Source organism: Deltaproteobacteria bacterium (genome assembly GCA_016210045.1).
Taxonomy (GTDB): domain Bacteria; phylum UBA10199; class UBA10199.
On the sequence record JACQUX010000014.1, the window covers coordinates 48,292 to 71,584 of the forward strand.

The 23,293-nt window shown below is 62.1% G+C and carries 19 protein-coding genes; 13 read left to right on the plus strand and 6 right to left on the minus strand.

Features of this window, described 5'->3' with window-relative positions; genetic code table 11:
• Positions 1-3 precede the first annotated feature (3 nt).
• On the minus strand, positions 4-1,872 hold the full coding sequence (locus HY696_04260; protein ID MBI4237618.1) for an SDR family oxidoreductase: 1,869 nt from the start codon (positions 1,870-1,872) through the stop codon (positions 4-6).
• Between the two features lie 88 nt (positions 1,873-1,960).
• Here HY696_04260 and HY696_04265 point away from each other — a divergent pair, with 88 nt between their 5' ends.
• The 3 genes from HY696_04265 (at position 1,961) to moeB (ending at position 6,165) form a co-directional block, all read left to right on the plus strand.
• Positions 1,961-2,932, plus strand: coding sequence for a hypothetical protein (locus HY696_04265; GenBank protein MBI4237619.1), 972 nt, complete (start codon positions 1,961-1,963; stop codon positions 2,930-2,932).
• Between the two features lie 45 nt (positions 2,933-2,977).
• Positions 2,978-4,852, plus strand: coding sequence for a cadmium-translocating P-type ATPase (cadA, locus tag HY696_04270; GenBank protein MBI4237620.1), 1,875 nt, complete (start codon positions 2,978-2,980; stop codon positions 4,850-4,852).
• A gap of 173 nt (positions 4,853-5,025) precedes the next feature.
• Entirely contained in the window at positions 5,026-6,165 is a 1,140-nt protein-coding gene (moeB, locus tag HY696_04275; protein MBI4237621.1) for a molybdopterin-synthase adenylyltransferase MoeB, read from the plus strand.
• A gap of 53 nt (positions 6,166-6,218) precedes the next feature.
• Here the strand turns inward: moeB and HY696_04280 are convergent, their stop codons facing one another.
• The 3 genes from HY696_04280 to HY696_04290 are packed head-to-tail and all read right to left on the minus strand — an operon-like array spanning position 6,219 to position 7,335.
• Positions 6,219-6,554 carry a hypothetical protein gene (locus HY696_04280; GenBank protein MBI4237622.1) on the minus strand — a complete coding sequence of 112 codons (336 nt, stop codon included), beginning with the start codon at positions 6,552-6,554 and terminating at the stop codon, positions 6,219-6,221.
• A 29-nt stretch (positions 6,555-6,583) separates the two neighbouring features.
• Entirely contained in the window at positions 6,584-6,934 is a 351-nt protein-coding gene (locus HY696_04285) for a hypothetical protein (GenBank protein MBI4237623.1), read from the minus strand.
• Between the two features lie 38 nt (positions 6,935-6,972).
• Positions 6,973-7,335: a hypothetical protein gene (locus tag HY696_04290; protein ID MBI4237624.1), complete on the minus strand. Its 363-nt coding sequence runs from the start codon at positions 7,333-7,335 to the stop codon at positions 6,973-6,975.
• A 720-nt stretch (positions 7,336-8,055) separates the two neighbouring features.
• Here HY696_04290 and HY696_04295 point away from each other — a divergent pair.
• The 5 genes from HY696_04295 to HY696_04315 all read left to right on the plus strand — a co-directional run bounded on the left by HY696_04295 (position 8,056) and on the right by HY696_04315 (position 14,872).
• Entirely contained in the window at positions 8,056-9,513 is a 1,458-nt protein-coding gene (locus tag HY696_04295; GenBank protein MBI4237625.1) for a radical SAM protein, read from the plus strand.
• Positions 9,486-11,465 carry a hypothetical protein gene (locus tag HY696_04300; protein MBI4237626.1) on the plus strand — a complete coding sequence of 660 codons (1,980 nt, stop codon included), beginning with the start codon at positions 9,486-9,488 and terminating at the stop codon, positions 11,463-11,465. Before HY696_04295 ends, HY696_04300 begins: the two co-directional genes overlap by 28 nt.
• A 247-nt stretch (positions 11,466-11,712) precedes the next feature.
• On the plus strand, positions 11,713-12,174 hold the full coding sequence (locus HY696_04305) for a nucleotidyltransferase (protein ID MBI4237627.1): 462 nt from the start codon (positions 11,713-11,715) through the stop codon (positions 12,172-12,174).
• Positions 12,175-12,353: 179 nt separating this feature from the next.
• Positions 12,354-13,835 (plus strand): RtcB family protein, encoded by a 1,482-nt coding sequence (locus tag HY696_04310; protein MBI4237628.1) that lies wholly within the window; start codon positions 12,354-12,356, stop codon positions 13,833-13,835.
• Positions 13,836-13,840: 5 nt separating this feature from the next.
• Positions 13,841-14,872, plus strand: a complete 1,032-nt coding sequence (locus tag HY696_04315) for a hypothetical protein (protein MBI4237629.1) — start codon at positions 13,841-13,843, stop codon at positions 14,870-14,872.
• Positions 14,873-14,885: 13 nt separating this feature from the next.
• Here the strand turns inward: HY696_04315 and HY696_04320 are convergent, their stop codons facing one another.
• Positions 14,886-16,523, minus strand: a complete 1,638-nt coding sequence (locus HY696_04320) for a hypothetical protein (protein ID MBI4237630.1) — start codon at positions 16,521-16,523, stop codon at positions 14,886-14,888.
• A gap of 304 nt (positions 16,524-16,827) precedes the next feature.
• On the opposite strand from HY696_04320, the gene HY696_04325 reads away from it, so the two are divergent.
• The 5 genes from HY696_04325 (at position 16,828) to HY696_04345 (ending at position 22,125) form a co-directional block, all read left to right on the plus strand.
• On the plus strand, positions 16,828-17,364 hold the full coding sequence (locus HY696_04325) for a plasmid pRiA4b ORF-3 family protein (GenBank protein MBI4237631.1): 537 nt from the start codon (positions 16,828-16,830) through the stop codon (positions 17,362-17,364).
• A complete protein-coding gene (locus HY696_04330; protein ID MBI4237632.1) occupies positions 17,361-18,356 on the plus strand; it encodes an NAD-dependent epimerase/dehydratase family protein in 996 nt (331 codons plus the stop codon). The genes HY696_04325 and HY696_04330 overlap by 4 nt, the downstream gene beginning before the upstream one ends.
• A 64-nt stretch (positions 18,357-18,420) precedes the next feature.
• Positions 18,421-19,953, plus strand: coding sequence for an adenylyltransferase/cytidyltransferase family protein (locus HY696_04335; protein ID MBI4237633.1), 1,533 nt, complete (start codon positions 18,421-18,423; stop codon positions 19,951-19,953).
• Positions 19,954-19,975: 22 nt separating this feature from the next.
• On the plus strand, positions 19,976-20,965 hold the full coding sequence (locus HY696_04340) for an SDR family oxidoreductase (GenBank protein MBI4237634.1): 990 nt from the start codon (positions 19,976-19,978) through the stop codon (positions 20,963-20,965).
• A 161-nt stretch (positions 20,966-21,126) separates the two neighbouring features.
• On the plus strand, positions 21,127-22,125 hold the full coding sequence (locus tag HY696_04345; protein ID MBI4237635.1) for a GDP-mannose 4,6-dehydratase: 999 nt from the start codon (positions 21,127-21,129) through the stop codon (positions 22,123-22,125).
• A gap of 128 nt (positions 22,126-22,253) precedes the next feature.
• Here HY696_04345 and HY696_04350 read toward each other — a convergent pair whose 3' ends face one another.
• A complete protein-coding gene (locus HY696_04350; protein ID MBI4237636.1) occupies positions 22,254-23,285 on the minus strand; it encodes a zinc-binding dehydrogenase in 1,032 nt (343 codons plus the stop codon).
• Positions 23,286-23,293 lie beyond the last annotated feature (8 nt).

A 23,293-nucleotide genomic window follows, 5' to 3' on the forward strand; every position in this document is an offset into this window, starting at 1 on the left:
CGATTACCTGTAGCCGATCGCGGCTTGGACGGAAGGTTGTTTGTAGACATACAGCGCACAGACCGTTTTCAATCCGTAGACCGGCATCCGGATCATCCAGTGCCGCGCGCGTTGCAAACGCTGCAGACACCGCCGCCGCTGCGGTTCCGACAACAGCACATACGGCAGATAGCCGTAGCGGAGCGGCACGAGGTACATAATCAGATAACAAGCGGCGATAAATCCGTACCGCAGTGTCCATGGCAAGCGCTGCACATGCTGCACGATCTCTCCGACCATCGCGTCTTCATCGGCGGCCGTGAGCGCGTCGGGCGCAAAGGAGCGACAAAACGCGCGCAGAAAGCGATATGGCAGCAATCGTGCCACAAAGACTTTTTGCCGCTGCGCCGGACCGAACGCGCGGCCGCGTTGGAGCTGCAGCAGGAACAGCGTATGCATCAGGGCAATCGTGCCGTCCGTACCAGCGCTCAGCGCGAGTGCGACCGAGCCGTGCAACAGCGCCAGTCCGATAAACAGCAGCGTCGAGCTCGTTTTCACGGCGATCATATACCGATGCAACGCCATATCCGTCGGCGCGCGCCGCAGCGCCGTCACAATCAGCATCAGACCGATCAAGAACGAGATCGCCAGCGGTCGCCACAGTGGATGATCTTGCTGCAGCAACGCACTGGATGCGGGAGCATCCCAACGAGTCAGTAACGTCACGATCGTACTAGGCGCAACGATGAACGCGAGGGCCAACAGGCCGTAGATCCATTGAAATCCGTGACACCAACGATCGAATTGCCGCAGCAAGCCGGCGTTATGAAACGGCCGATTCCAGCGAATCGCAAAGTCGATGATTGGCGGATACACCGCGCGCCACGACGGAATCGGAATGCCATGTCGCGCGCACGCGGCCTGCAAGTTCGTCGTCGCGAAACGGCCACGATGAAAAAAGTAGTCGATGGTTTGCGCCGGGATCCCGGTCAGCAAATTGAGCGGAAACCACCGGAGCAAGTGCAGCAAGAGCCAACGCGCGGCGACGGGAATGGCATACGGATGCCGTCCACCGATGCGGTGTGCGATCGTGTCGAAGACCTCGGCCGTCGATGGCGGTTCGGGATCGGCGAGGTGCAGGGTTTGCCCATCGGACGCGTCGTCGAACCCGGCCGCACCGATCACGCGGCCGACGAAATCGACCGGCACCGCGTTGAATGACGAGGTCGGAAGCCCCAAATTCGGCAATGCCCACAACAGCCGATGGATCTTGCGCAAAAAGACCATCAAGACATACGGGCCGTCGAATTTCTGCGTCTCGCCGCTGGCGGAATCCCCGACCACGACTGCGGGACGAAAAATAGTCGTCGGGAGCTGCGCCATCCGCGCGCGCACCAACTGTTCCGCTTCGTATTTCGTCGCCTCGTACGCATTGCGAAACTGCGGCGCCGTCGGCAGCGCATCTTCGAGAATCTCGCCTGCGGCCGTCCCAGCGACGTAACACGTGCTGATGTAATTGAAGCGACGCAGTTGCGAACAGCCGGCCAGAAAATCGAGCACATTCGCGGTGCCGAACACGTTCGCGATCCGGCTCGTGGCAGTGTCGGCGGTTAGGTCGTACAGCGCGGCGAAGTGAAAACAGCGCTGCACTACGCTCTGCACGGCCTGCAGATCGGCGGCCGGGAGACCAAGGCCCGGCTTGCGAATGTCAGCGGCGTAAATGCGATAGTCCGCAGCCGCAAGTCCCAATGTCGCGGCGCACGCATGCGCGGCAGCGAGCTCGCTCGGCAACACAAGGCAGTGCCAATAGACGGCACGGCCCGCTGCGCGGGCGTCGCGCACCAGACGCGCCGCCAAGAATCCGGGGAAACCGGTGAGAAGTACCTGTTCCATACGAGTCACAAGTGCGCTACGAGGGCGGCATTCTATGGATCACGCCGCATTTGTCCAATCCCTCGTTGCCTTACAGTATCCAGCCCACGTGGGTCGAGACCATTATGAAAGTTATTTCCTTCGACTGCATCCGCCCGGGACCGACCGCCGCGCGTTGTGGCTGCGTTACACGCTCTTGGCCCGCCAGGCCGCTCCGGATATGGTGCGCACGGAATTGTGGGGAACTTATTTCGACAGCACGTTGCCGCAACCCGTGGCGCTGCGACACCGCACGGCCATCAATTCCACGACACTATCAGCTGATCCGCATCAGTGGATCGCGATCGATGGTCACGCGTTGACGCCGCGCCATGCCACAGGCGCAATCGCCGGACCGCCCGCCATAACGTGGGATTTATCACTCGACCCTTCACCGCATCCGCCAGTCGTACCGTATCCATATCAGTGGATGTATCGCGCCCCGTTTCCAAAAGCGAAAGTCGTTACGCCATATCCGCATTGCATCGCCCACGGCACGCTGTGTCTCGGCACGCAATGCATCCCGATCGACGGATGGGAAGGAAGCCTCGGCCACAATTGGGGCCGCGCCCACGCCGAGCAGTATCGCTGGATCCAATGTTCCCACTTCATTGAACACCCTGATGCCTTTTTTGAGGCCGCCGTCGCGCAGTTGCGGATCGGTCCCTGCAGCCTCCCACCGCTCGCGTTCTTCTGGTTGCGCATCGGCAAGCAGATTTTTCCATTCAACCAACTCCATCGCCTCATCAATCATCCACGCCCGAGCGCGCCGCTCGCGTGGGTATTCGTCGCGCATAACGGCACTCATACCGTAGTCGGCTCGGCTCAAGCCACAGCGGTCGATTGCGTCGCTTTACCATACGAAAGCCCCAACGGCACGACGCCGGCTTGCATCAATGCTTCGTTGGCCGCACTGACATTGCAACTGTACGCTGGCTGCGACACTACGGCCGCGCCGCTCTACACCCTCACGACCCCTCACCACGCCGCGCTGGAAATATTAGGCCGTAATACTTACGGCGTCCCATTACGCACTTTATGATTCTCATGGCGTACCCGCCCCGGGTTCGCTACACCACCACGACACATGACCGCGCATCCACCATCCGAGCCATCACTCCACGAACATGAGCCCGCGCAGGGACGCGGCGAATTGATCCGCATCGGCCTCGTCGGCCTCGCCGTGCTCGCGAGCTGGTTGCGGCTCTGGCAGTATGTCGCGCCAGTCGACCTGATCGCGTTACTGACCACGGCGTGCGGCGGGCTGCCGATTTATCGCGAGGCCTGGGCCGCGCTCCGCGCGCGACGGATGACGATGGAACTCTCCATGACGATTGCGCTCGTCGCCGCGATCGCGATCGGGGAATTGTTTACGGCCGCAGTGATCGTCTTCTTCGTGCTGATCGCGGAGTGGATCGAGTCGCTGACCGTGGCGCGGGGCCGCCACGCGATTCACGATTTGCTGACGTTACTCCCGCCAACGGCAATAGTGCGGCGCGGCACGCAAGAAACTACCGTGCCGCTGCAGCAGCTGCAGCTCGGCGACATCGTGCTCATTAAACCGGGGAGCCGCATTCCTGTCGATGGCACAGTCGTCGGCGGCCATTCGCATGTCGACCAAGCCACGATCACCGGCGAATCGATGCCGGTCGCGAAGCATCCGGGCGACGACGTCTTCGCCGGCACGATGAATCAAGGTGGCACATTGGAAGTGGAAACGCGGCAGATCGGCCACGACACGGCCTTCGGCCGCATTGTGACCACCGTGGAGCAGGCGGAGGCGACACGCGCCCCGATCCAACGCATCGCCGATCGTTTGTCCGGCTATCTCGTCTCGTTCGCATTCGGTGCCGCGTTCATCACATTCCTGATCACGCACGACGTCCGCGCCACGATCTCCGTGATCCTCGTGGCCGGCGCCTGCGGCGTCGCGGCCGGCACCCCGCTCGCGATCCTCGGCGCGATCGGCCGCGCGGCCCGCCACGGCGTCATCATTAAAGGCGGCGTCTATTTGGAGGCGCTGCGCAATATTCAAACGGTCGTGCTCGATAAGACCGGGACGATCACGTTCGGCACCCCAACCGTGATTCGTGTCCAACCGTATGGCGATGCCGGCGCGACGCAAGTCCTCGCCGTGGCGGCGGGCTTGGAACAATACTCCGAGCATCCGCTGGCCCGCGCCATCGTGCAGCGCACCCGCGACGACGGAATCGTCCTCGCCCCAGCGACCGATTTTCATTCCACGCCCGGTCGCGGCGTGACTGGGAGCGTGGAGCACGCAGCGGCCGTTGTCGGAACCCGGCAACACCTGGCCGATCACGCCATCGCGGTCGAAGACGACCACATCGACATCACGCCGCATTCGCACGTCTGGGTGGCACACGCCGGGCATTTCATCGGCACGATCGAGATCGCCGACGACGTACGTCCCGACGCCATCGATGCGATCCAGCAACTACGCCACCTCAGCGTGCGGCCCGTGCTCCTCACCGGCGACACGCCGCAAATCGCCCGCGCGGTGGCAAATCAAGTCGGGATCGACGAAGTCCACGCCGACTTGCTGCCGGCCCACAAAGCAGAGCATGTACGCACCTTGCGGGACCGCGGCGCGCGGGTCGCGGCGATCGGCGACGGCGTTAACGACGCGCCGGCATTGGTCGCGGCCACGGTCGGCGTCGCGATGGGATCCGGCACTGATGTGGCACGAGAAAGCGCCGACATTGTGCTGATCGGCAACGACCTGACGAAGTTCGCGCTGACCGTGCGGCTGGCGCGCCGCTGTCACCGGATCGTGATGGCCAATTTCTTCGGCACGATCGGCGTCGACCTGCTCGGCATGGCCCTGGCCGCGACGGGACACCTCACGCCGCTGCTGGCCGTCCTGATCCATGTCGGTTCCGAACTCGCGTTCATCCTGAACTCCGCCCGCCTCATCCCGTGGAAGAGGACTCACGTCGCCTAACGCACACCCCACCACCTACCCCCGGCTGAATTCATCTGAATGGGGACAGGTACCTTCAGATCCTTAATTGGCAGGCATCGCAAGGTACCTGTCCCCATTCAAATGCACTTACGCGTGGGGCGGCTCAATGGCAACTTGATCTTTGTCCGCGATCCGGATGATGATGCACGCGGATGACGGATCAACCAAGCAACGAAATTTCCCCCAACGATGCAGAAGTCCGGCGCACGGCCGACCCGCGCACGGTGCTCCTTGACGTGCGCGAGGCTGCGGAGTGGCGCGAGGCACATATCCCCGGCGCCGTGCTTCTGCCGCTTGACGACCTCGCGGCGACTATTGCCACGCTCGTCCCGGATCGACAGACGCCGATCATCTGCCAATGCGGCGCGGGCGTGCGCTCCAAGCGCGCGGCGGCGACACTCGTCGCACTCGGTTACACCAACGTCGCTTCAATGCGCGGCGGGCTGCGGGCGTGGCGCGCGGCGGGATTGCCGTGCGACAGCGCGACGGATTTTCCGTTCACGCCGGACGAACAGCAACGTTATGAGCGCCACTTGCGCATCCCGGAAGTCGGAGTAGCGGGACAGGTGAAACTGCGCGCCGCGCGCGTCTTGCTGATCGGCGCCGGCGGCCTCGGCTCCCCCGCGGCGTTGTATCTGGCGGCTGCGGGCGTCGGCACGCTGGGCATTGTCGATGACGACGTGGTCGATCTGTCCAATCTCCAACGCCAGATCCTGCATCAGACGGCGTCCATCGGGCGCCGCAAAGTGGATTCGGCATGCGAGACGCTGCACGGAATCAATCCGCTAGTCCGCGTGGAGCCGTATGCGGAACGGCTCACGACCGCAAACATCGAGCGACTCTTCGCCCCATACGACCTGATCCTGGACGGCAGCGACAACTTCCCGACGCGCTACTTAATTAATGATGCGTGTGTATTGTTACAAAAACCGCTGGTGCACGGCAGCGTGCATCGCTTCACCGGCCAGGCATCGGTCTTCTGGCCCGGTCGCGGCCCGTGTTACCGTTGCCTCTATCCCACGCCGCCGCCCCCGGACCTGGCCCCGTCATGCGCCGAGGCCGGCGTGCTCGGCATCCTCCCTGGCGTGATCGGCCTGTTGCAAGCCGTCGAAGCGATCAAGCTGATTCTCCAACAGGGTGACTTATTGTTGGGCCGACTCCTCTGTTACGACGCGCTCCGTGCGGAATTCCACGAACTCCGCCTCGGCCGCGACCCCGCCTGCACCCATTGCGCCCCCCACCGCCCGTTCCCCGGCTTCACCGATTACGACGGCTTTTGCCGAGGGCGATGACAATGGCCTGCGGCACAACACGATGAATGCTATCGTACCGGGCGCGCAGCCGATCATCCCGCCTGATTCTTCTCGCACACTGCGGCACAGAGGTGGACTTCTTCGCAAATGAGATCGCAAATCAGATCGCAGACCGGCTGGCAAATCGTGTCGCAGACCTTATCGCAAATGATTTTGTCGCAGCTGATGCCATCGCAAATCGGTTCGCAGCGCGACTCCCCCAACGGACGACCTTTGACGAGTCGGGCATAGGTCTCATGCAGCCGGTCAAACCCACACGTCGGCTCCGCGACGTTCACCCCCTCTGTGCGATCCCGTTCGAGGGCAAACGGCTGTTGGACGCTCAAGTTGAGACTGCCGAGGATCAATACTGGAACAACGCTGCGCATAGCGACCTCATGTAAACAGAGTTGGCGTCTTATGGCAAGACCCGATCGCACGTAATCCCGTCGCAGGGACTGACCGCGTCGCACACCGCATCGCAATTCGCATCGCAGACAATTCCATCGCAAATCGCTTCGCAAATGGCATCGCAGATGCCGTCACAAATCCCATCGCAGATATTGTCGCAGACACAATCGCACGGCGGCTCTACCGCCGCGCGCCCTCCGAGCAGCCGTTCCCAGCCCGGAGTCGCGGACTGGTAGCCGGACTGCCCGCTGCCATGGACCGCGCCACAGCGGGGCAGCAAAGTGGCGTCCGGCACAGTCCATCGAGCGCCGCTACAATTCACCTGTCCAAACCGCACCACGGATCGCACTCCGGTCATATATCCTCCCCGGGCTCGTCAATGCAGTTGACTGCACATTACGCTGCCTTGATGGCATCGCAGATCTGGTCGCAGACCTGATCGCAAACGGTATCGCAGACGGTATCGCAGATCGCATCGCAGACGGCATCGCAATCGGCGTCGCAGACGATCCCATCGCAAATACCGTCACACAAAATGCCGTCGCACAAAATGCCATCGCACCAATTCCCGTCACAACTCCCGACATTCCCCGCATATTGCGCCACCCCCAAATGATGCAGTCGCCGACTGAGATTCAATGAGAGGCGTACAAACTGATCGTTGCTGTCGGCACGCAACGCCCCGGCGCGCGACTTTTCCGATTTCGTATCGACGCCATGACTCAAGATAACGCCCTCGCTCGTTCTGATGATCTTCACGCGACGCTCCTTTGTAAAAGTTTGCACGTTCCCACCCCACGTAACGACTCCGTTATGCAGAGCGCATGCCAGGGGCGGCGCGAGAAAATGCGTAATATTTTCAAGAGGCGCATACGACGCAGACGATGATCCGCCGCAAACTGTGTTCGAAAATTCGGACATCCGCATGCAGATCGCTGCACCACCGCGGCCCCACATGAGTACGCCGTCACGCAACGCCGTGGATTCTGAACGCGTTACTCTGGGCATCACGATGGCACGCGATCTGCAATATTCGAACAGCAACAATGATGATTGGAGGTCCGCCGATGCAATCGCAGTCCACAACGCGTAGCAAAGGAATCCTTGCGGAAGAGATCGCTGCCGGATCGACAACAGCGATCCCGCAACAGCGCAACACCCCGACGGCGACCATGACGGGGATTGTGGCATCGATCAACCTCCAGCTTCGGGAAGGCTGGGGTATACCGTTGCGCGGCGCGCACCGTTTTTCCGAGTCGGCACATGCACTGCTCGCCTCTCGAGGGCACGATAATCGTACGTACGACCCCTGCGATGAAATTTGCGATGCCGTGAAGCCGTCGCCATGCGACACTGTATGCGACGAGATTTGCCAGCCTGTGGGACCGTGTGAAATTATTTGCGATTCCGTGATTCCAGGCACTGTGCCACACCGTCCGGACCCCACGGTAATCCAGGCGTACCACGACTGAGGTCCTTATGCCGCACTACGCGAGCCAATATCTGAATATCTATCCTTCTCATCGCGGCAGCTCGATCCTGTTTCACGGTGTGACCGGCGCCATCGACGACGTCGATGCCGCGATGGGGCATTGGCTCAAGCAAGCGCAGCGCCAGCAACACCCGCTCGATGATCGGTATGCAACGGCCATCATCAATTTTCTGGTCCAACGCGGTCACGTCACCACGCTGTCGCCGGAGGCCGAGTGGGAGAGCTTCACAACCTACGTGTCGAAGCTCCACGCGCAAATCTGTGAAGAACGTCAGACATCCGGATTTCTCATGCTCGTCGCGAGCTACTACTGCAATCTGGCCTGCGCGTACTGTTACCAAAATCCGATGCGCGCCGCAGAAGGCCAAGGGGCGGCGGCGGTCATGACACGCGAGCAAGTGGAGCGGATCTTCACCCGCGTCCTCCCACAACTCTACCCGAGAGTGCCGCGCATGAGTCAGGTCTCCGTCAATCTCTATGGCGGCGAACCGTTTCTGGAACGCAACTACCCGGCCCTCAAACGCGTGCTCGCATATACACAAGACTACCAAATGAGTGTGTCGGCCATTTCCAATGCCACCACACTGGATCATTGTCTTCCGTTCTTCGGCGTCCGCTGCGGACTCGTCAACTCCCTGCAAATTTCATTCGACGGCAGCAAATTGCATCACGATCAGAGCCGCATCACCCATTATGGAGCCGGAACTTTCGATCTAATCATCGCCAATATTCACCGGCTCTTGGATCGCGGCGTACAAATCAACCTCCGCACCAACACGAATAAACAGACCGTCGACACGCTCAAACTCCTCTGGGATGATCTGGAACGCGAAGAAATCATCGGCCACCCGAATGTCTCCATCTACGCCGCCGCGATTCATAATCATTTTAATCAGGCCGATCCGAAACCGCTCTTCTCCCCAGCCACGCTGACACGCCGCATGGAGCAAATGGCGATCCCGATGCGCACGCCGCTGCAGCGCAAGATGTCCCGCGTGGCCGGCATCTTCGACGCCGAGAGCGGCGTGCCGCTCCATCGCACGAACTTCTGTATGCAAAACATGCCGAACGCCTTCCTGCTCGATCATCGTGGCGACATCTACAGTTGTTATGAAGAGGCAGGGAATCGACACTTGCGCGTCGGCACGTTTGACGGCGCCGGCACCGTGGCGATGGCGGATCGCTATGCAACGTATCAGAGTCGACATGTCGGAAAGTACGAACCGTGTGCGCGCTGCTCCGTTGCGTTGACCTGCGGCGGCGGATGCGCGGCGGCCGCCCGTGGCACGAATTGGACCACCGGCACCATTTTTACCAATCACTGCGACGCGCACCGCGAACTCGTCGCGATGTCGATCCAGCGTATCTTTGAACAGCGCGTCGAAGGACTGCGCGTGGCATCCCCGACGGAGGACGAATGGGCCGTACATCAGCCGTATCTGTAACCACGGTCGCAGCAACCGTAACGAAGCCCCGCCCTGAGGTCCCCGACACGGCGGCCTGGATCGAGTGGGTCGAGCAAACTCCGCTTGTTCCTCGTTGGCGTTGGAATGACAAGAGCCGCCAACGATGGGAAAGCACGCTGGAACAACATACAATTCGCCGCTGCCTGGATGCCAACGGCAACATGCTGCTCGGCGCTACGTCGCCTGAACAATGGTATCGTAAAATACAAAATGGTCAGATTCGCTGCATCGTGCAGGCCCACTTAGACCATCCCGGTGGAATCGTGACTCGGGTCATGCCGATGCAACAAGGACCCTATCGCTACGTCGCTCGGGTGGAAGGCGGCGGACGAGAGCGGTGGAACGGAACGGCCTGGCGACTGGTGGATGCCGACGGCAACGCGCTGGAAGAGGTCGTCATCGACCACGCCGTGCGCGGCTTTCATGAACGATGGATCTCCTTTCGTTCCCCTACGCAATATCCGTTACCGCTCTACCTGTTGCCGCCAGACCGCAACGGCCCCGACGCCGATCCCGCATGGGTGGAGGGCTGGGGACTCGACGATCATCTCGGTTGCGCCCTTCTGCTGCAGTGCTTCGCCGAGCAGGTTCCGGAAGATGTCCTCGGCGTCTTGACCCTCGACGAAGAAATCGGCGGCGGCGGACTTTTTACGCTCCGTCGCGCAGGCGACAAGTTGGGGTTCACGGCGGGACAGTGGCCACTTCTGCTTTCGCTCGAAGCCGCTGGCGAAAACCCGCAATATGAAGTCGCCTGCGGCGGTGGTTGTTACGTGCGGAGTCAAGATCGCATCGCCACGTTGGACACGGCGTTCGTGCACTGGGCGGAAGCCGCCAAAATCGGTGCGACGAAATCGCTGCCCACGGGGGCCTGTGAAGCGGGACTCTGGACCCGTGCGGGCGGGCGCGCGGCGTGTCTCGTCGTGCCACTCCAGTTTTATCACAATGGGGTACGGGAGGGGGAATGGCGTGCAGAACGCGCGCAGTATCGGGACGTCCGATCGCTCGCAATCGCGCTGCGCACTTGCATCGCGCAGTGGGAGGATATCGCATCGTCGCCGCCAACCGCTTGCGACGGCTCCAGCACTGCCGCCGCCGCAGTGCGACCGCACTTCGTCATACACGATGACGTCACACCGCTCCGCATCGCAGCGACGACCGTAACGGAGTATGTCGATTGTCTCCAATCAGTACTGCCGTGTTGGAACACCGCCCTCCATGGACTCGGGCAAGCCCCGATGAAATTTTCCGCAGACCAATGGCCCGCATGGCGGGAACAACTCCTCACACCCCGCCCGTGGATGGAATCGTTGGCCGCACGGACCGAACAGTGGAGCCAAACAGTGCGCGACTGGCTGGGCATCACGCAGCTCCCACGCGCCAGCCTTCCGATCCACCTCTGTCTCGGGGCCTCGTTCAATGCCAGCCAAATCGACAGCGGGATCGCACTCTCGGTCGAAAAAATCGCGGCGCACGATCTCGACAGGATCCTGATCCACGAATTAACTCACTGGTGGATCGGGACCCTCATTCAAACCCGCGCCTTTCGCCCCCTGTTCGCCACGCTACTCCATGAAGGGTTAGCATGCCTCGCCACGATGCAACTCCTCGCGCTCCCTGAGGCCCGTGCCGTCGCCATGCCGGATGCCCATCTCGCCCACCTGGAGGCCGAGTGGGCGCAGATCATCGGTCATTTGGCGCATTGGTGGAACGGCACCCTGTTGACCAGCACGCAGCGCCGCCACGAACACGTATCGCCGCTGGTGCCCCCGCACCCGTTTGCCATCAACCGCGGGGAGACGTGGGTCAAATACGGCTACTTCATTGCGGTGCGCCTCCTCGCAGCACAACGGGTGGCAGCCGGCCAATGGCAGCCATGGATCGAACAAACGTCCGAAACCCTGCTCGATCAATTTTTCGTGCGAGTGACTTGACTGTCGGCATTGAACGCGAAGGGCGCACCATCCACGGAATTTACCTGGTTCCCCGACACGCCCCATGCTATGTTTCCTCCTGTGGAATACGGCATCGCCTATGGATTCGAAGAAGAAACCTTGGAAGCCAAAGTCGCGTGGCACCTCACAATGACGCCGAATGAGCGGCTCCGCGAGGCGTTCCTATGGCTCCCCTTCGTCGACGCGTTGAGCAACGCCAAGGGCCCCAACAAGGTAAAACTGTCGGATGATCGGTCCTCATTTACAACTGTTCAGGTGCTTGAACGACCACGGGGTTGAATACCTCCTGATCGGCGGGATGGCCGTGATCGCGTACGGATTCCCGCGCGCGACGAAAGACATCGACATCTTCATCAATCCAACGGCGACAAACGCCGTTCATTGTCTCGAAGCATTGGAGGCGCTCGGATTCGGGACTGCAGCGTTGACCACCGCCGAGAAGCTTGCCGTTACGGAAGTGACGATCTTCAAAGATTTGTTCCGGCTCGACGTACTCACGCAAGTCAAAGGAATCGAATTTCTTCGTGCCTGGCAGCAGAAGGTCTTCTTCGAGGTCGAATCCATCCTCATCCCGGCGCTCTCGCGCGATGACCTGATCGCATCCAAACGCGCTGCTGGCCGACCAGGCGATCTGGAAGACATCAAGGTCCTGGAGATGGCCCAGCGGAAAGAACAGTCCCGGACCTGAGATCTCGACAACGCTAAACAAAATACGCAACTTTTTCGCCGTGCGGCCGATACTGGTATAGCAGCTCAAGGGGAATCCATGGCCCATCGAGAGGACACGACATGTCGGCTGGACTGCGAGGCTGTAGCCACGGAGCAGTAGCACCCACTCAGAAAATCTACGCAAATTCGCGGGTTCCGGTGAGTTCGCTGGCCCGGCAACAGGCCGAACGCGCGGCTCGGCTCCCCGGAGTCGTGCATGCGCTGGGGATGCCCGACATCCATGCCTCCAATTCAGGACTTCCCAATGGGTTTGTGCTCGGCACCAACGGCACAATTTTCCCAAAGGCGATCGGCGGCGACATCTGTTGCGGCATGACGCTGTTTGCAACCGGGCTCCATCGTAATGACCTCGGCGATCAGGATGACGTCTACGCGCTGATGCGACAGGCGGCCGCAGCCGTCAATCTGGGCCACAAGACCAATACAGTACAGCTTGCCCCAGCAGACCTCGAACGAATCCTGGCGCACGGCATCGCCGCATTGCCGGAGCTTTCTGCCGCCACACGCAACGCCCACCCGGTATGGGATTTGCTCACCACGGACTATATCGTCCGGCAACGCGACTTTATGGAACACGGCGGCTCCCTCGCGGGTAATGTCGCTGCAGTCCCCCAAGCGGCACGACGCAACGGCGAGCGGCAGCTCGGAACGGTCGGCGAAGGCAATCACTTCGTCGAACTGCAACGGATTCATAAAGTACTCGATGCCGACGCGGCCGCCGCATTGGGACTGCAGCACAGCAAGATCACGCTGATGATCCATACCGGTTCACGCGGATTGGGCCACGCCGTCGGCGATCACTATGCCCAACGGGCGCGCAATTTGGGTCTGGCCGCAGGACAGACGACCTCCGTCAAAGATGTGTATCCGCTCGCAATCAACACGGCGGAGGGCGATGCCTATCTCGGAGCGATGCAGGCCGCAGCGAATTTTGCGTATGCGAATCGCGTGGTCGTGAGTGCGCTGGTGCTGCTCGCCCTGCGCGAAGAATTTCCGCACATGGACGCCAAGCCGGTCTACGATGTCGCACATAACATGGTGTATACGGAGCGGCATGGGGAGGAAGAACTCGTCGTCCACCGCAAAGGGGCGACTCGGGCATTCGACGCCGCACGGATGGCGGGGACGCGGTTCACCGCACTCGGCCAACCGATCCTGATCCCCGGCTCGATGGGCACGGCCAGCTACGTGGCACTCGGCCAATCCGGCAGCACAGCCTCCCTGGCCAGCGTCAATCACGGATCGGGACGCCGCCTGTCGCGCAGCGAGGCGCTCGGCGTCCGACTGACCACGGAAGAAACTTGGGACGACGGCGCGGCGGAACGACGCATGCGCACCATCTCCGATGCCGATTTCGCCAAGTCGATGCGCGGGGTCGCCCTCGTCACCGCCGAGGAATTGATGCGCGAACAACGCACGGCCAAGCGAGAAAAACAACACGGCAGTCGGGATTCCGGCCACCGCGAACCACATGCTCCCGGAGGCAGTGGCCGCAGCACGATCAAGGGCGAGGCCCCCGGGGCTTACAAAGATATTCATGACGTCATGGACGTGGTATTCACCGAAGGATGGGCCACGGGCGTAGTGGAACTCCGTCCGGTCGGTGTGCTGAAAGAGTGAACACGATGGGGTTTCGAAACGTATTGGATGGATCCCGGATCCAGATCCCCCACGGCAGCAGCGGGGGCAACACCTCCCCTCGCCGCGTGGAACGCGGGGCCAGACCGCATCAACGTCCCGGTCTCCGCTTTCTCGATCAGGAACTGGCACTCTTCGCCACGTGTCGCCGCGCGGCGACCGCCAAACCGGCAACGCCGTTCGGGACGACGGTGCAGCACGTCATCACGGCCTTCGATCTGGTGCGTCGCCCTCATGATGCGGGCAACGCCCGCGCGGCCCTGCAGACCACGAGCCAGGCCTTGGTCTGTTTCGCTGCCACAAATTTACAGACGACCCCGCCCGCCGATCGGCTGGTCGTCGCCTCCGCGTTCTATTGTTTCGGACGGTTGATTCAGCGGACCAACGAGCGCGACACGGCCATTGTCACACCGTTTTTCCAGGCCATGGGCGATTTTGCCGCGCTGATCGATGAGCGATCCGGAGAACAATCCGGCGCGACATTATGGCAACAAGATCGATTTCTGCTGAACGCCATCCGGATACTGAAGCCCCGCGCCGACCCACGAACGCTCACGTCGCGCGCCAAGACCGGCATCGTTCATGTTGCACAACGCGTCGGCTTGGTGCAGGCCGGCCGGCAATGGGCCACACGCGTAGCGCTGCCCAACCTCACCGGCGCGATCCACGCGCTGTACCCCGATCTCGACGTCGACACATGCGCGCCCGCCGCGCTTGCCAACCCCGCCGAACATTTCGGTAGCGTGCGCGGATGGGACACGAGTCGGGACGCAGCGTTGGACTATGCGTTAGTGCGATTTCTGAGCAGCTCCGCCGCTGAGGCCCGGCAAACGGGAAAGGACACGACAGATGCCCGTCTCACACAGTTGCGGGTCATCTTGGCAGCACCGGACGCCGATAACCACCCCGATCCCGCGCTCGACGCGATCTTGGCACTCAGCCCGAATCCAGATCCACTCAGCCGTACGAATCCTTCAGCAGCCGCATTCCTCCGCGCCGCGCGACAAATCCTCCAGTGATCAGTGGGAATGATTAACGAGCCGCGTGCGGCTGCATGGTCGCGGTCCGGAACGCCTCGCGCGCCATCTGCGCGATTTGGTTCCGCCCGAGGTCCTGCATCCACGGCGGCAAATGTTCAAACGGCTGTCCCGCCAGCGACGGATCGAGATTCGGGACCTCGCGTTGCAGAAAATCCGCCTGCGCCGAATCGATCTGATCCCGTAACACCTCTCGCAGACGATCAACTTGTTCCGGACTCATATGGCGTGTCGCCGCACGCCCCTTGGCGGAATTGAAGAGTTCGGCCACGATTGCATCGACCATCGGGGCATGTTCCGCAACCGCTTTTCCCCCTTGTGCCGCCAGATACTCGGCCACTACGGCCCGCTGGACGTCCGGAATGTCCGCTGCGGCGACGTTCCCATTACGACGATAGCCGCTGTTGTCTTTGTGATGCGCCATCTCATCGTGGACCCCACGGGCCACGGCTTTCTGATCGACATGACGGAGGCCATGCGACGCGAGGATCGCCACGACATTGGCCGCAATCTGGGCCGCTTGCTTATTCGGATCCGTGATCCGCGCGGCCTTGTCCGTGCCGTAATCGTCCGGCAACGGCGCGTCGTCGTCACCGGCAGGCGGTGGAACGGCCTTCGGCGCAGCCGGGGCCACCGGTTGAGTGGACGGTGCCGCGCCCGTTCCCTCTTTCGCCACCGGCTCCGTCGGCGAGGTGGCCGGCGGGGCGGGGTATTTGTCGTCCGCCGGCGTCACCGGTACCGGCCTGGCAGGCGTATTCGGCGCGCCATTGCCACGGCGCCGCGCTTCCTCCTGCGCTTCCTCGCGAGCCCGATCTGCCTTTTCCTGCGCTTCGCGCTCGGCCTGTTCTTTACGCTTCGCTTCCTCGGCGAGTTCCCGTGACCGCCGCGCGGTATCGGTGTCGGGCAATGCATCGCCGGTCGGCGGCGGAGCATCGAGCTGCCCCAAAAAATCACGGAGCGCTTTCTGTTGCTCCGGAGTCAATCGTGCCTTCTCGGCCTGGCCCGGGTCGGCGTCAGGCGGAACCGGAGGATGTGACCACGTCCTAGGGAATGGTGGCCGAATGTCTGGAGTTAACGGTTGTCCCAACCGCCGCTGTACGCCTTCGTTGTGGCAACCGCGCAGACAGGGCGCGCCAGGATGCGGCAACAACACCTTGCCGCCTTGTTCCAAACCGCCCAGGAAATTTCCATACTTTGCCGAGTCATGCATGATGTAGAGCATCGCGCCAACCACGACCGCCGCAGCCGCCGCCGTCGTGAGCGCGGCCCCGCCGACCGGCCCCGGACTGGGTGTCGGTGTCGGGACACCGCCACCTCCGGGAATCACGCGCGGAATCCAGCGCGGCGCGGGAGCCGGAGTGGTTGGGGCAGTGGGCACCGCGAGCGGCACGGCGGCCCCCGCCGCTGTCGTCGTGGACGTCGCCGGAGCAGCGGGTTGATTGACCAATTGCAGAAATTGTTGGTACGCCGCATACGCCTCTTCCTGCGTCATCAACGAGGCGCAGGCCGGTCCCCCCTCTTCCCGACACTTGCGGACCGCATCCGCCTCCCGCGAATACCCGGCCGCCCGCAGCTGCTGCTCCGCATACTCATTTGCCTTCGCCCAAGTTGGTGGCAGCTCCGGGATCCCCATACCATGGTTATCGGCCCGAAACGTCGCATAAGTTGCCAGAACCGGCCTAGAGCAGGCCTTCTTGGAGCGTCACAACGCCATTTAACCGAGCGAGCAGGGTCCGGGAGGCATCCCAGGTGGGGCCCAACTATCGAAAAAAGCCAATGATATTCAGGGGAGCAAGTCAGCGTCGGCTAACAGCACGACTAAATACATAGTCATTACGATGCCTTTCACACGTCTCCGTCTGCCGTGAACCCCCTCCACCATCCGCAGCACAACACGATGGACGATAGCGCGCAGTTCGCGTAGAGGGAGCGCCACGATGTCGAAGATGTTCCAATTCAAGGTCTCGCTCATCGCGTCCGATCCGCTCATTTGGCGGCGAGTCCTCGTCCCGCAGACGTTCACGTTCGACAATCTCCACAAAGTCATTCAACAACTCTTTCAATGGGAAGAGTCGCATCTGCACGAATTCGGCATCGGCGACACCTATCCCCGCAAAAAAATCAACGGCCGCTTGCCGCTCGCGGATTTTTTTGAGCGCGCGAAACAGTCGTGCACCTACACCTACGACTTCGGCGACAATTGGGAACACGCGGTCGTGTTCGAACGCTGGACCGAACGACCCGACGCGCCGACCATTCCCGTGTGCATTGCCGGGGAGCAAAATGCCCCACCCGAAGACTGCGGCGGCGTCCCCGGCTATTACGGCTTACTGGAAGCCATTGCCGATCCCGCCCACCCGGAACACGAGACCTTCAGCGAATGGCTCGGTGGCCCGTTCGACCCGACGCAGTTCGACATGGCCGCAATCAACGCCCAGCTGAAGCGGATCAAGGGGAAGGGGAAACGGCCATGAGCGCCCGGCGCGCGATCGTCTCCGGCGGAGCGGGATTCATTGGCAGTCATCTCGTCGAACGACTGCTCGCAGACGGGCATGAAGTCGTCGTGCTCGACAACTTGGCGACTGGACGACTCAGCAATCTCACGGCATGCGGACTCTCCGCGCGGCTGACGATCCATCAAGTGGATATCAGCGCCGCACCCGCATTGCAGACCTATTGCAGCGGAGCCGATTGGATTTTTCACTTGGCCGCGTTGGCGGACATCGTCCCGTCGATCGAACGGCCGGCCGATTATTTTCGCGCCAATGTCGCCGGAACGCTCGCGATGCTTGAAGCCGCGCGGGCCGTGGGCGCGCAGCGTTTCCTCTACGCCGCATCGTCGTCGTGCTACGGCATCCCGACGCAATTTCCGACGCCGGAAACCGCGCCGATCCAACCGCAATATCCATACGCACTCACGAAACACTTAGGCGAACAACTCGTTTTGCACTGGTGCCAGGTGTATCATTTGCCCGTCGTCTGCTTACGCCTCTTTAATGTGTACGGCCCGCGCGCGCGCACCCACGGCAGCTACGGCGCGGTGTTCGGCACGTTCCTGGCGCAAAAACTCGCCGGCAAACCGTTCACCGTGGTCGGCAACGGCACGCAAACGCGTGACTTCACGTATGTCGACGACGTCGTCGCGGCCTTTCTCGCTGCAGCGAACGCCGCGTGCCGCGGCGCGGTGCTGAACGTCGGCTCTGGTGGGACTTACAGCGTTAATCAACTTGTGGCGTTACTTGGCGGCGACGTGGTTCACGTGGCCAAGCGTCCCGGCGAACCGGATTGCACCTTCGCCGATATCCGCCAGGCCCGTGAGACCCTCAATTGGCAACCGTCCGTCCCGTTCGCCGAAGGCGTCCGCCGTACCGTCGCGCAAATCGAGGACTGGCACGGCGCTCCAGTCTGGGACCCAGACAGCATCGCCACCGCCACCGCCGCGTGGTTTCGGCAGCTACAGTCATAGGGCGACCGCGCGCGGCGTAAACTTGCTTGACCCCACACACACCATTCTCGTACCCTGTCCCCCCATGGAGGCAGCGACCAGCCGCAAGCTCTTCGACATCGAACCGTTGCGGACGCAATTAGCGGAAGAACGCACGGCCGGACGCCGCATCGTCCTCTGCCATGGCGTCTTCGATCTCGTGCATCCCGGCCATATCCGGCATCTGGAAACCGCGGCGCGACTCGGGGATCGGCTGGTGGTCAGCGTCACGCCCGACCGTTACGTCAATAAAGGCCCCGGCCGGCCGGTGTTCACCGAACGGCTGCGCGCCGAATCGATTGCCGCGTTGTCGTGCGTCGATTACGTCGTGATCAACGCCTGGCCCAATGCCGTGGAAACGATCACGCGACTCCGGCCCGATCGCTATGTAAAAGGGAGCGATTATACGGATCCCGCCCAAGACGTCACCGGCCAAATCGCCGCGGAAGTCGCGGCGGTCGAAGCGGTCGGCGGCCAAGCGGTGTTCACCGACGAATTAACGTTCAGTTCGACCAATCTGATCAATCAATTTTTCTTCCCGTATCCCGACGCGGCCGCGGAGTTTTTGCAAACACATCGGCAACAACAGACGCTCGCCGCGCTCCGCACGGCCATTGAGGCGTTTGCCGACCTCCGCGTGTTGGTAGTCGGCGACGTGATCCTCGACGAATACCATTACTGTAGTCCGCTCGGGAAATCGTTGAAGGGCGAAGTGATCAACACCCGCTCACTCTCCACGGAAATGTTTGCCGGCGGCGTGTTGGCGGCCGCGAACCACGTCGCGAACTTTTGCAAACGCGTCGACGTCGCCGGCTACCTCGGCGAAGAACGGACGCACGAATCGTTCATCCGTCATCACTTGAAACCGAACATCCAGCCGCATCTCTTTTATCGCAAAGGAATGACGACCATCCTCAAACGTCGCTACGTGGAGCCGCGCTATTTGCGCAAATTCTTCGAAATCAGTTATCTCGCCGATCCCACAACCCCGATCGACGACGATACGCAACTCGCGGCCTTTCTGCATCGCGCGGCCCCTGAATACGACGTCGTGTTGGTCACCGACTTCGGCCACAACACCATCAGCGCCGAGGCGATCGCCATCCTGGACCAACAGGCTCGCTTCTTGGCCGTGAATGCGCAAACCAACAGCGCCAATATCGGGTTCAACCTCGTCACCAAATATCCACGCGCGGATTACATTTGTATCGACGAACTGGAAGCGCGTCTGGCGCTGCATGCCCGCGGACGGCCGCTGGATGAACTGATCGTCGCGTTGCAGGAGTGGTTTCATGCCCGCTACGTAACGATCACGCACGGCTATCAAGGCTGCGTGATTTACAGCCCGACCGAAGGCGTGTGTCGGGTGCCGGCACTCACGAACACTGTCGTCGATACGCTCGGCGCCGGCGACGCCTTTCTGGCCATCTCGTCCCTTTGCGCCACGCATAACCTGCCCGCCGCACAACTCGGCCTGATCGGCAACGCAGCGGGCGCGATGCACGTCGGCGAAGTCGGCAATCGGGCCGCAGTCGAAAAAGTCGGGCTGTTGAAATTCCTCCATTCTTTACTCGGATAAACTACGAAAGGATTCACCTGCGATGACAGATTTCCGCACGATAGCCGTCATCGGCGGCGCCGGATATGTCGGGTCGCGCCTCGTTCCGCGCTTGTTACGCGACGGCTACGCGGTGCGCGTGCTCGATTGGTATCTGTACGGCCGCGGCGTCCTGGTGCCACACCGTGCCTTGCAGGAAATCCAAGGCGATGTCCGCGATGCGGCCTGCGTCGCCGCCGTGCTGCGCGGCGCCGACGCGGTCATCCATTTAGCGTGCATCTCCAACGACCCGAGCTTCGAACTGAATCCGACCCTCGGTCGCGCGGTCAATTTCGAATCGTTCGCGCCGTGCGTCGCAGCCGCGAAACACGCGCAGGTGCGACGCTTCATCTACGCCTCGTCGTCGAGCGTCTACGGCATCAACGACGCTCCGCACGTCACGGAGTCGGCCCCGTTGCAACCGCTGACCGATTATTCCCGCTACAAGGCCGCGTGCGAAGCGATCTTGCGCGACGCGCAGTCGCCCGATTTCACGACGCTCATCCTGCGCCCCGCCACCGTCTGCGGACTCGCGCCACGGTTGCGACTCGACCTCACCGTCAACATCCTCACGGCCCACGCGGTATTGCGCGACCGAATGACCGTTTTCGGCGGCACACAGCGCCGCCCCAATCTGCATATCGACGACATGGTCGAGGCCTATTGTCACGCGCTACAGTGGGACGACGCGCAGATCGCAGGAAAAACCTACAATGTCGGCGGCGAAAACTTGACGTTGTCGGCCATCGCCGAGCGAGTCCGCACGATCGTCGGAGACCACGTGGCAATCAGCGTCGAACCGACGACCGATCTCCGTTCGTATCATATTTGTTCGGAACGCATCGCGGAGGAGCTGGGATTTCGGCCCTCGCTCACGGTTGATCACGCCATCCGCGACGTCGCGGCGGCACTCCGTGACGGCCGCGTCCCCGACGCGCTGACCGACACGCGCTACTACAACATCCGCGCAATGCAGGCCGCCGGCCTCGGATGACACCCCGTCCGCAGGCGGGGTCACCGCCCCCCTCGCCCTTTGGGGGGGGCAAGAACGCAGCGGCCTTGGCCGTTGCATAGTTCGCGGCAGCGACGATAGCAATGCGACGAAGAGGAGCATTGCTCACCATTGCCAATGGGTGAGGGGGAGGGAGCAGAGAGATGACCGCGCGTCAACGCATCGCCGTACTCGGCAGCAACTCTTTTTCCGGCGCCGACTTCATCGACGTACTGTTGGAAACCGGCCGTTACGACGTGCTCGGCATCAGCCGCGCGCCGGAAGTCACTCCGCTCTTCGCCGCGTATCATCGCCACGGCCGCGCACACATGCGCTTTCTCCAGGCCGATCTCAATACCGCGCTGCCGAGCATCATGGAGGCCTTAGCAGCGTGGCGTCCCACCGTGATCGTCAACTTTGCAGCCCAAAGTGAAGTCGGGCCGAGCTGGGAGCACCCTGAACACTGGATGCAGACCAACGTCGCCTCGTTCGCCGTGTTGCTGAACCAGCTGCGGCGCTGCGCGTGGCTCGAACGGTATCTGCAGATCTCGTCGCCGGAAGTCTACGGCAGCTGCGCGCAGCCGCTCCATGAAGACGCGCCGCTCCATCCGAGCACCCCGTATGCCGTTTCCAAGGCTGCGGCCGATATGCTGTTACAAACCTTCGTCTGCCAATATCGGTTCCCCGCGCTCTGGGTTCGATCCACCAACGTCTACGGCGCCCACCAACAACTCCATAAGATCATCCCGCGCACTGCGATTGCAGCCAAACGCGGCGCGAAAATCCCGCTGCACGGCGGCGGACGCGCGGTCAAATCGTATATCCATATCCGCGACATCTCGCGCGGCGAGCTCGCGATTCTGGAACATGGCACGGTCGGCGAAATCTATCACTTGGCACCGGACCACGGAGTCGCGGTGCGCGACGTCGTCGCCCAGCTCGCAACCCTACTCGGGGTTGCGTGGCCCGACCTCGTCAACGACGTGGCAGAGCGCCCCGGCCAAGACGCGGCCTACCTGATCGACGCCACAAAGGCCCGCACCACGCTGGGCTGGCAGCCAGCAACCCCGCTCGCCACGGGATTACGCGACGTCGTGACGTGGATCGAAACCCATTGGAACGAACTGCGCGACCGTCCGCTGGAATACGTGCATCGGGTATAACGGCACTGCGACACGGTCATGCGACGCAGTCAGCCACCCCTCGCCATAAATACATCGCAGCGGGGACAGGTACCTTCAAATACGCACCAAATAACGATTTGAAGGTACCTGTCCCCACTGCGATGTATTTACCATGTCCCCATCCGAATCGCGCAGCGGGCGGCGGCGCCGGAACGCATCAGGGTGATGGCCGTGTTGATCTCGGTTAGTGGGAAGCGGTGGGTGATCAGCAGCGACGGATCGAAACGACCGGCAGCGGCCAAGCGCAGGTAACGGGGGATGTCGTCGTGCGGCTGCGTGCCGCCGCCACAGGATCCGACGAGTCGTTTATCGAAGTGGAGCGGAAACGTATCGAGCGCGATGCGTTCGCCGGCAAGCGGCACGCCGACCAACACAGTTCTCCCGCGCGGACTGGTCAGCTCCACGGCGGCCTCGATCATCGCCCGGTCGCCGGTGTTTTCGATCACCACGTCGGCACCGGCGGGCAACCGCGCGGCGACTTGCTGTCGCCAATCGCGGTGGTTCGTATCCACGGCCCAGTCGGCACCGCAACGCGTTGCCAGTTGCAACCGCGCAGCATAGCGGTCCACCGCGACGAGTTCGCCCGCACCACAGACGCGCGCCGCCATCAGGACCGCGAGCCCGACGCCGCCCACGCCGAGCACCAGCACCGATTCGCCGGGTTTCAACTGCGCGTCGTTCGCGATCGCCCCGAAGGCCGTCGTGATCGCGCAACCGTACAACGCAGCCGTTTCCAAATCGGTCTCCGGCGGCACTACCGTGCAGCGATTTGCTGCAACGATCGCCGTTTCCTGAAACGTCGTCACCGGCCCGGCGTTGACAACGCGCTCCCCCCACAGATAACGCGCGCCGCCGACCGCCAGCCCGCGTCCGGGGCGCCAATGCAGCACGACAGCGTCGCCAACCTTCACATGCGTCACGCCGAGACCAACGGCCACGACGTGGCCGCTCCCCTCATGGCCGAGCAGATGCGGCAGATACCGATCCGGCCCTTTGCGTCCGTCGATCTCACCGAGCTGCGCCCCGCAGACCGTACTGGTGTGCACTTGTACGGCGACTTGGCCAAACTGCGGCTCCGGCGCAACGACGTCGGCCACCGTCAACGGTTCCTGCAACGCAGTGAGAATTGCAGCGCGCATGCTTCCCC

Coding starts and splice junctions, on each gene's coding strand:
- HY696_04305 (MBI4237627.1), top strand. CDS start 11,713: ATGATCGGTCCTCATTTACAACTGTTCAGGTGCTTGAACGACCACGGG.
- HY696_04340 (MBI4237634.1), top strand. CDS start 19,976: ATGACAGATTTCCGCACGATAGCCGTCATCGGCGGCGCCGGATATGTC.
- HY696_04260 (MBI4237618.1), bottom strand. CDS start 1,872: ATGGAACAGGTACTTCTCACCGGTTTCCCCGGATTCTTGGCGGCGCGT.
- HY696_04320 (MBI4237630.1), bottom strand. CDS start 16,523: ATGGGGATCCCGGAGCTGCCACCAACTTGGGCGAAGGCAAATGAGTAT.
- HY696_04285 (MBI4237623.1), bottom strand. CDS start 6,934: ATGACCGGAGTGCGATCCGTGGTGCGGTTTGGACAGGTGAATTGTAGC.
- HY696_04315 (MBI4237629.1), top strand. CDS start 13,841: ATGGGGTTTCGAAACGTATTGGATGGATCCCGGATCCAGATCCCCCAC.
- HY696_04345 (MBI4237635.1), top strand. CDS start 21,127: ATGACCGCGCGTCAACGCATCGCCGTACTCGGCAGCAACTCTTTTTCC.
- HY696_04280 (MBI4237622.1), bottom strand. CDS start 6,554: ATGCGCAGCGTTGTTCCAGTATTGATCCTCGGCAGTCTCAACTTGAGC.
- cadA (MBI4237620.1), top strand. CDS start 2,978: ATGACCGCGCATCCACCATCCGAGCCATCACTCCACGAACATGAGCCC.
- HY696_04350 (MBI4237636.1), bottom strand. CDS start 23,285: ATGCGCGCTGCAATTCTCACTGCGTTGCAGGAACCGTTGACGGTGGCC.
- HY696_04325 (MBI4237631.1), top strand. CDS start 16,828: ATGTCGAAGATGTTCCAATTCAAGGTCTCGCTCATCGCGTCCGATCCG.
- HY696_04335 (MBI4237633.1), top strand. CDS start 18,421: ATGGAGGCAGCGACCAGCCGCAAGCTCTTCGACATCGAACCGTTGCGG.
- moeB (MBI4237621.1), top strand. CDS start 5,026: ATGACGGATCAACCAAGCAACGAAATTTCCCCCAACGATGCAGAAGTC.
- HY696_04300 (MBI4237626.1), top strand. CDS start 9,486: ATGGGCCGTACATCAGCCGTATCTGTAACCACGGTCGCAGCAACCGTA.
- HY696_04330 (MBI4237632.1), top strand. CDS start 17,361: ATGAGCGCCCGGCGCGCGATCGTCTCCGGCGGAGCGGGATTCATTGGC.
- HY696_04295 (MBI4237625.1), top strand. CDS start 8,056: ATGCCGCACTACGCGAGCCAATATCTGAATATCTATCCTTCTCATCGC.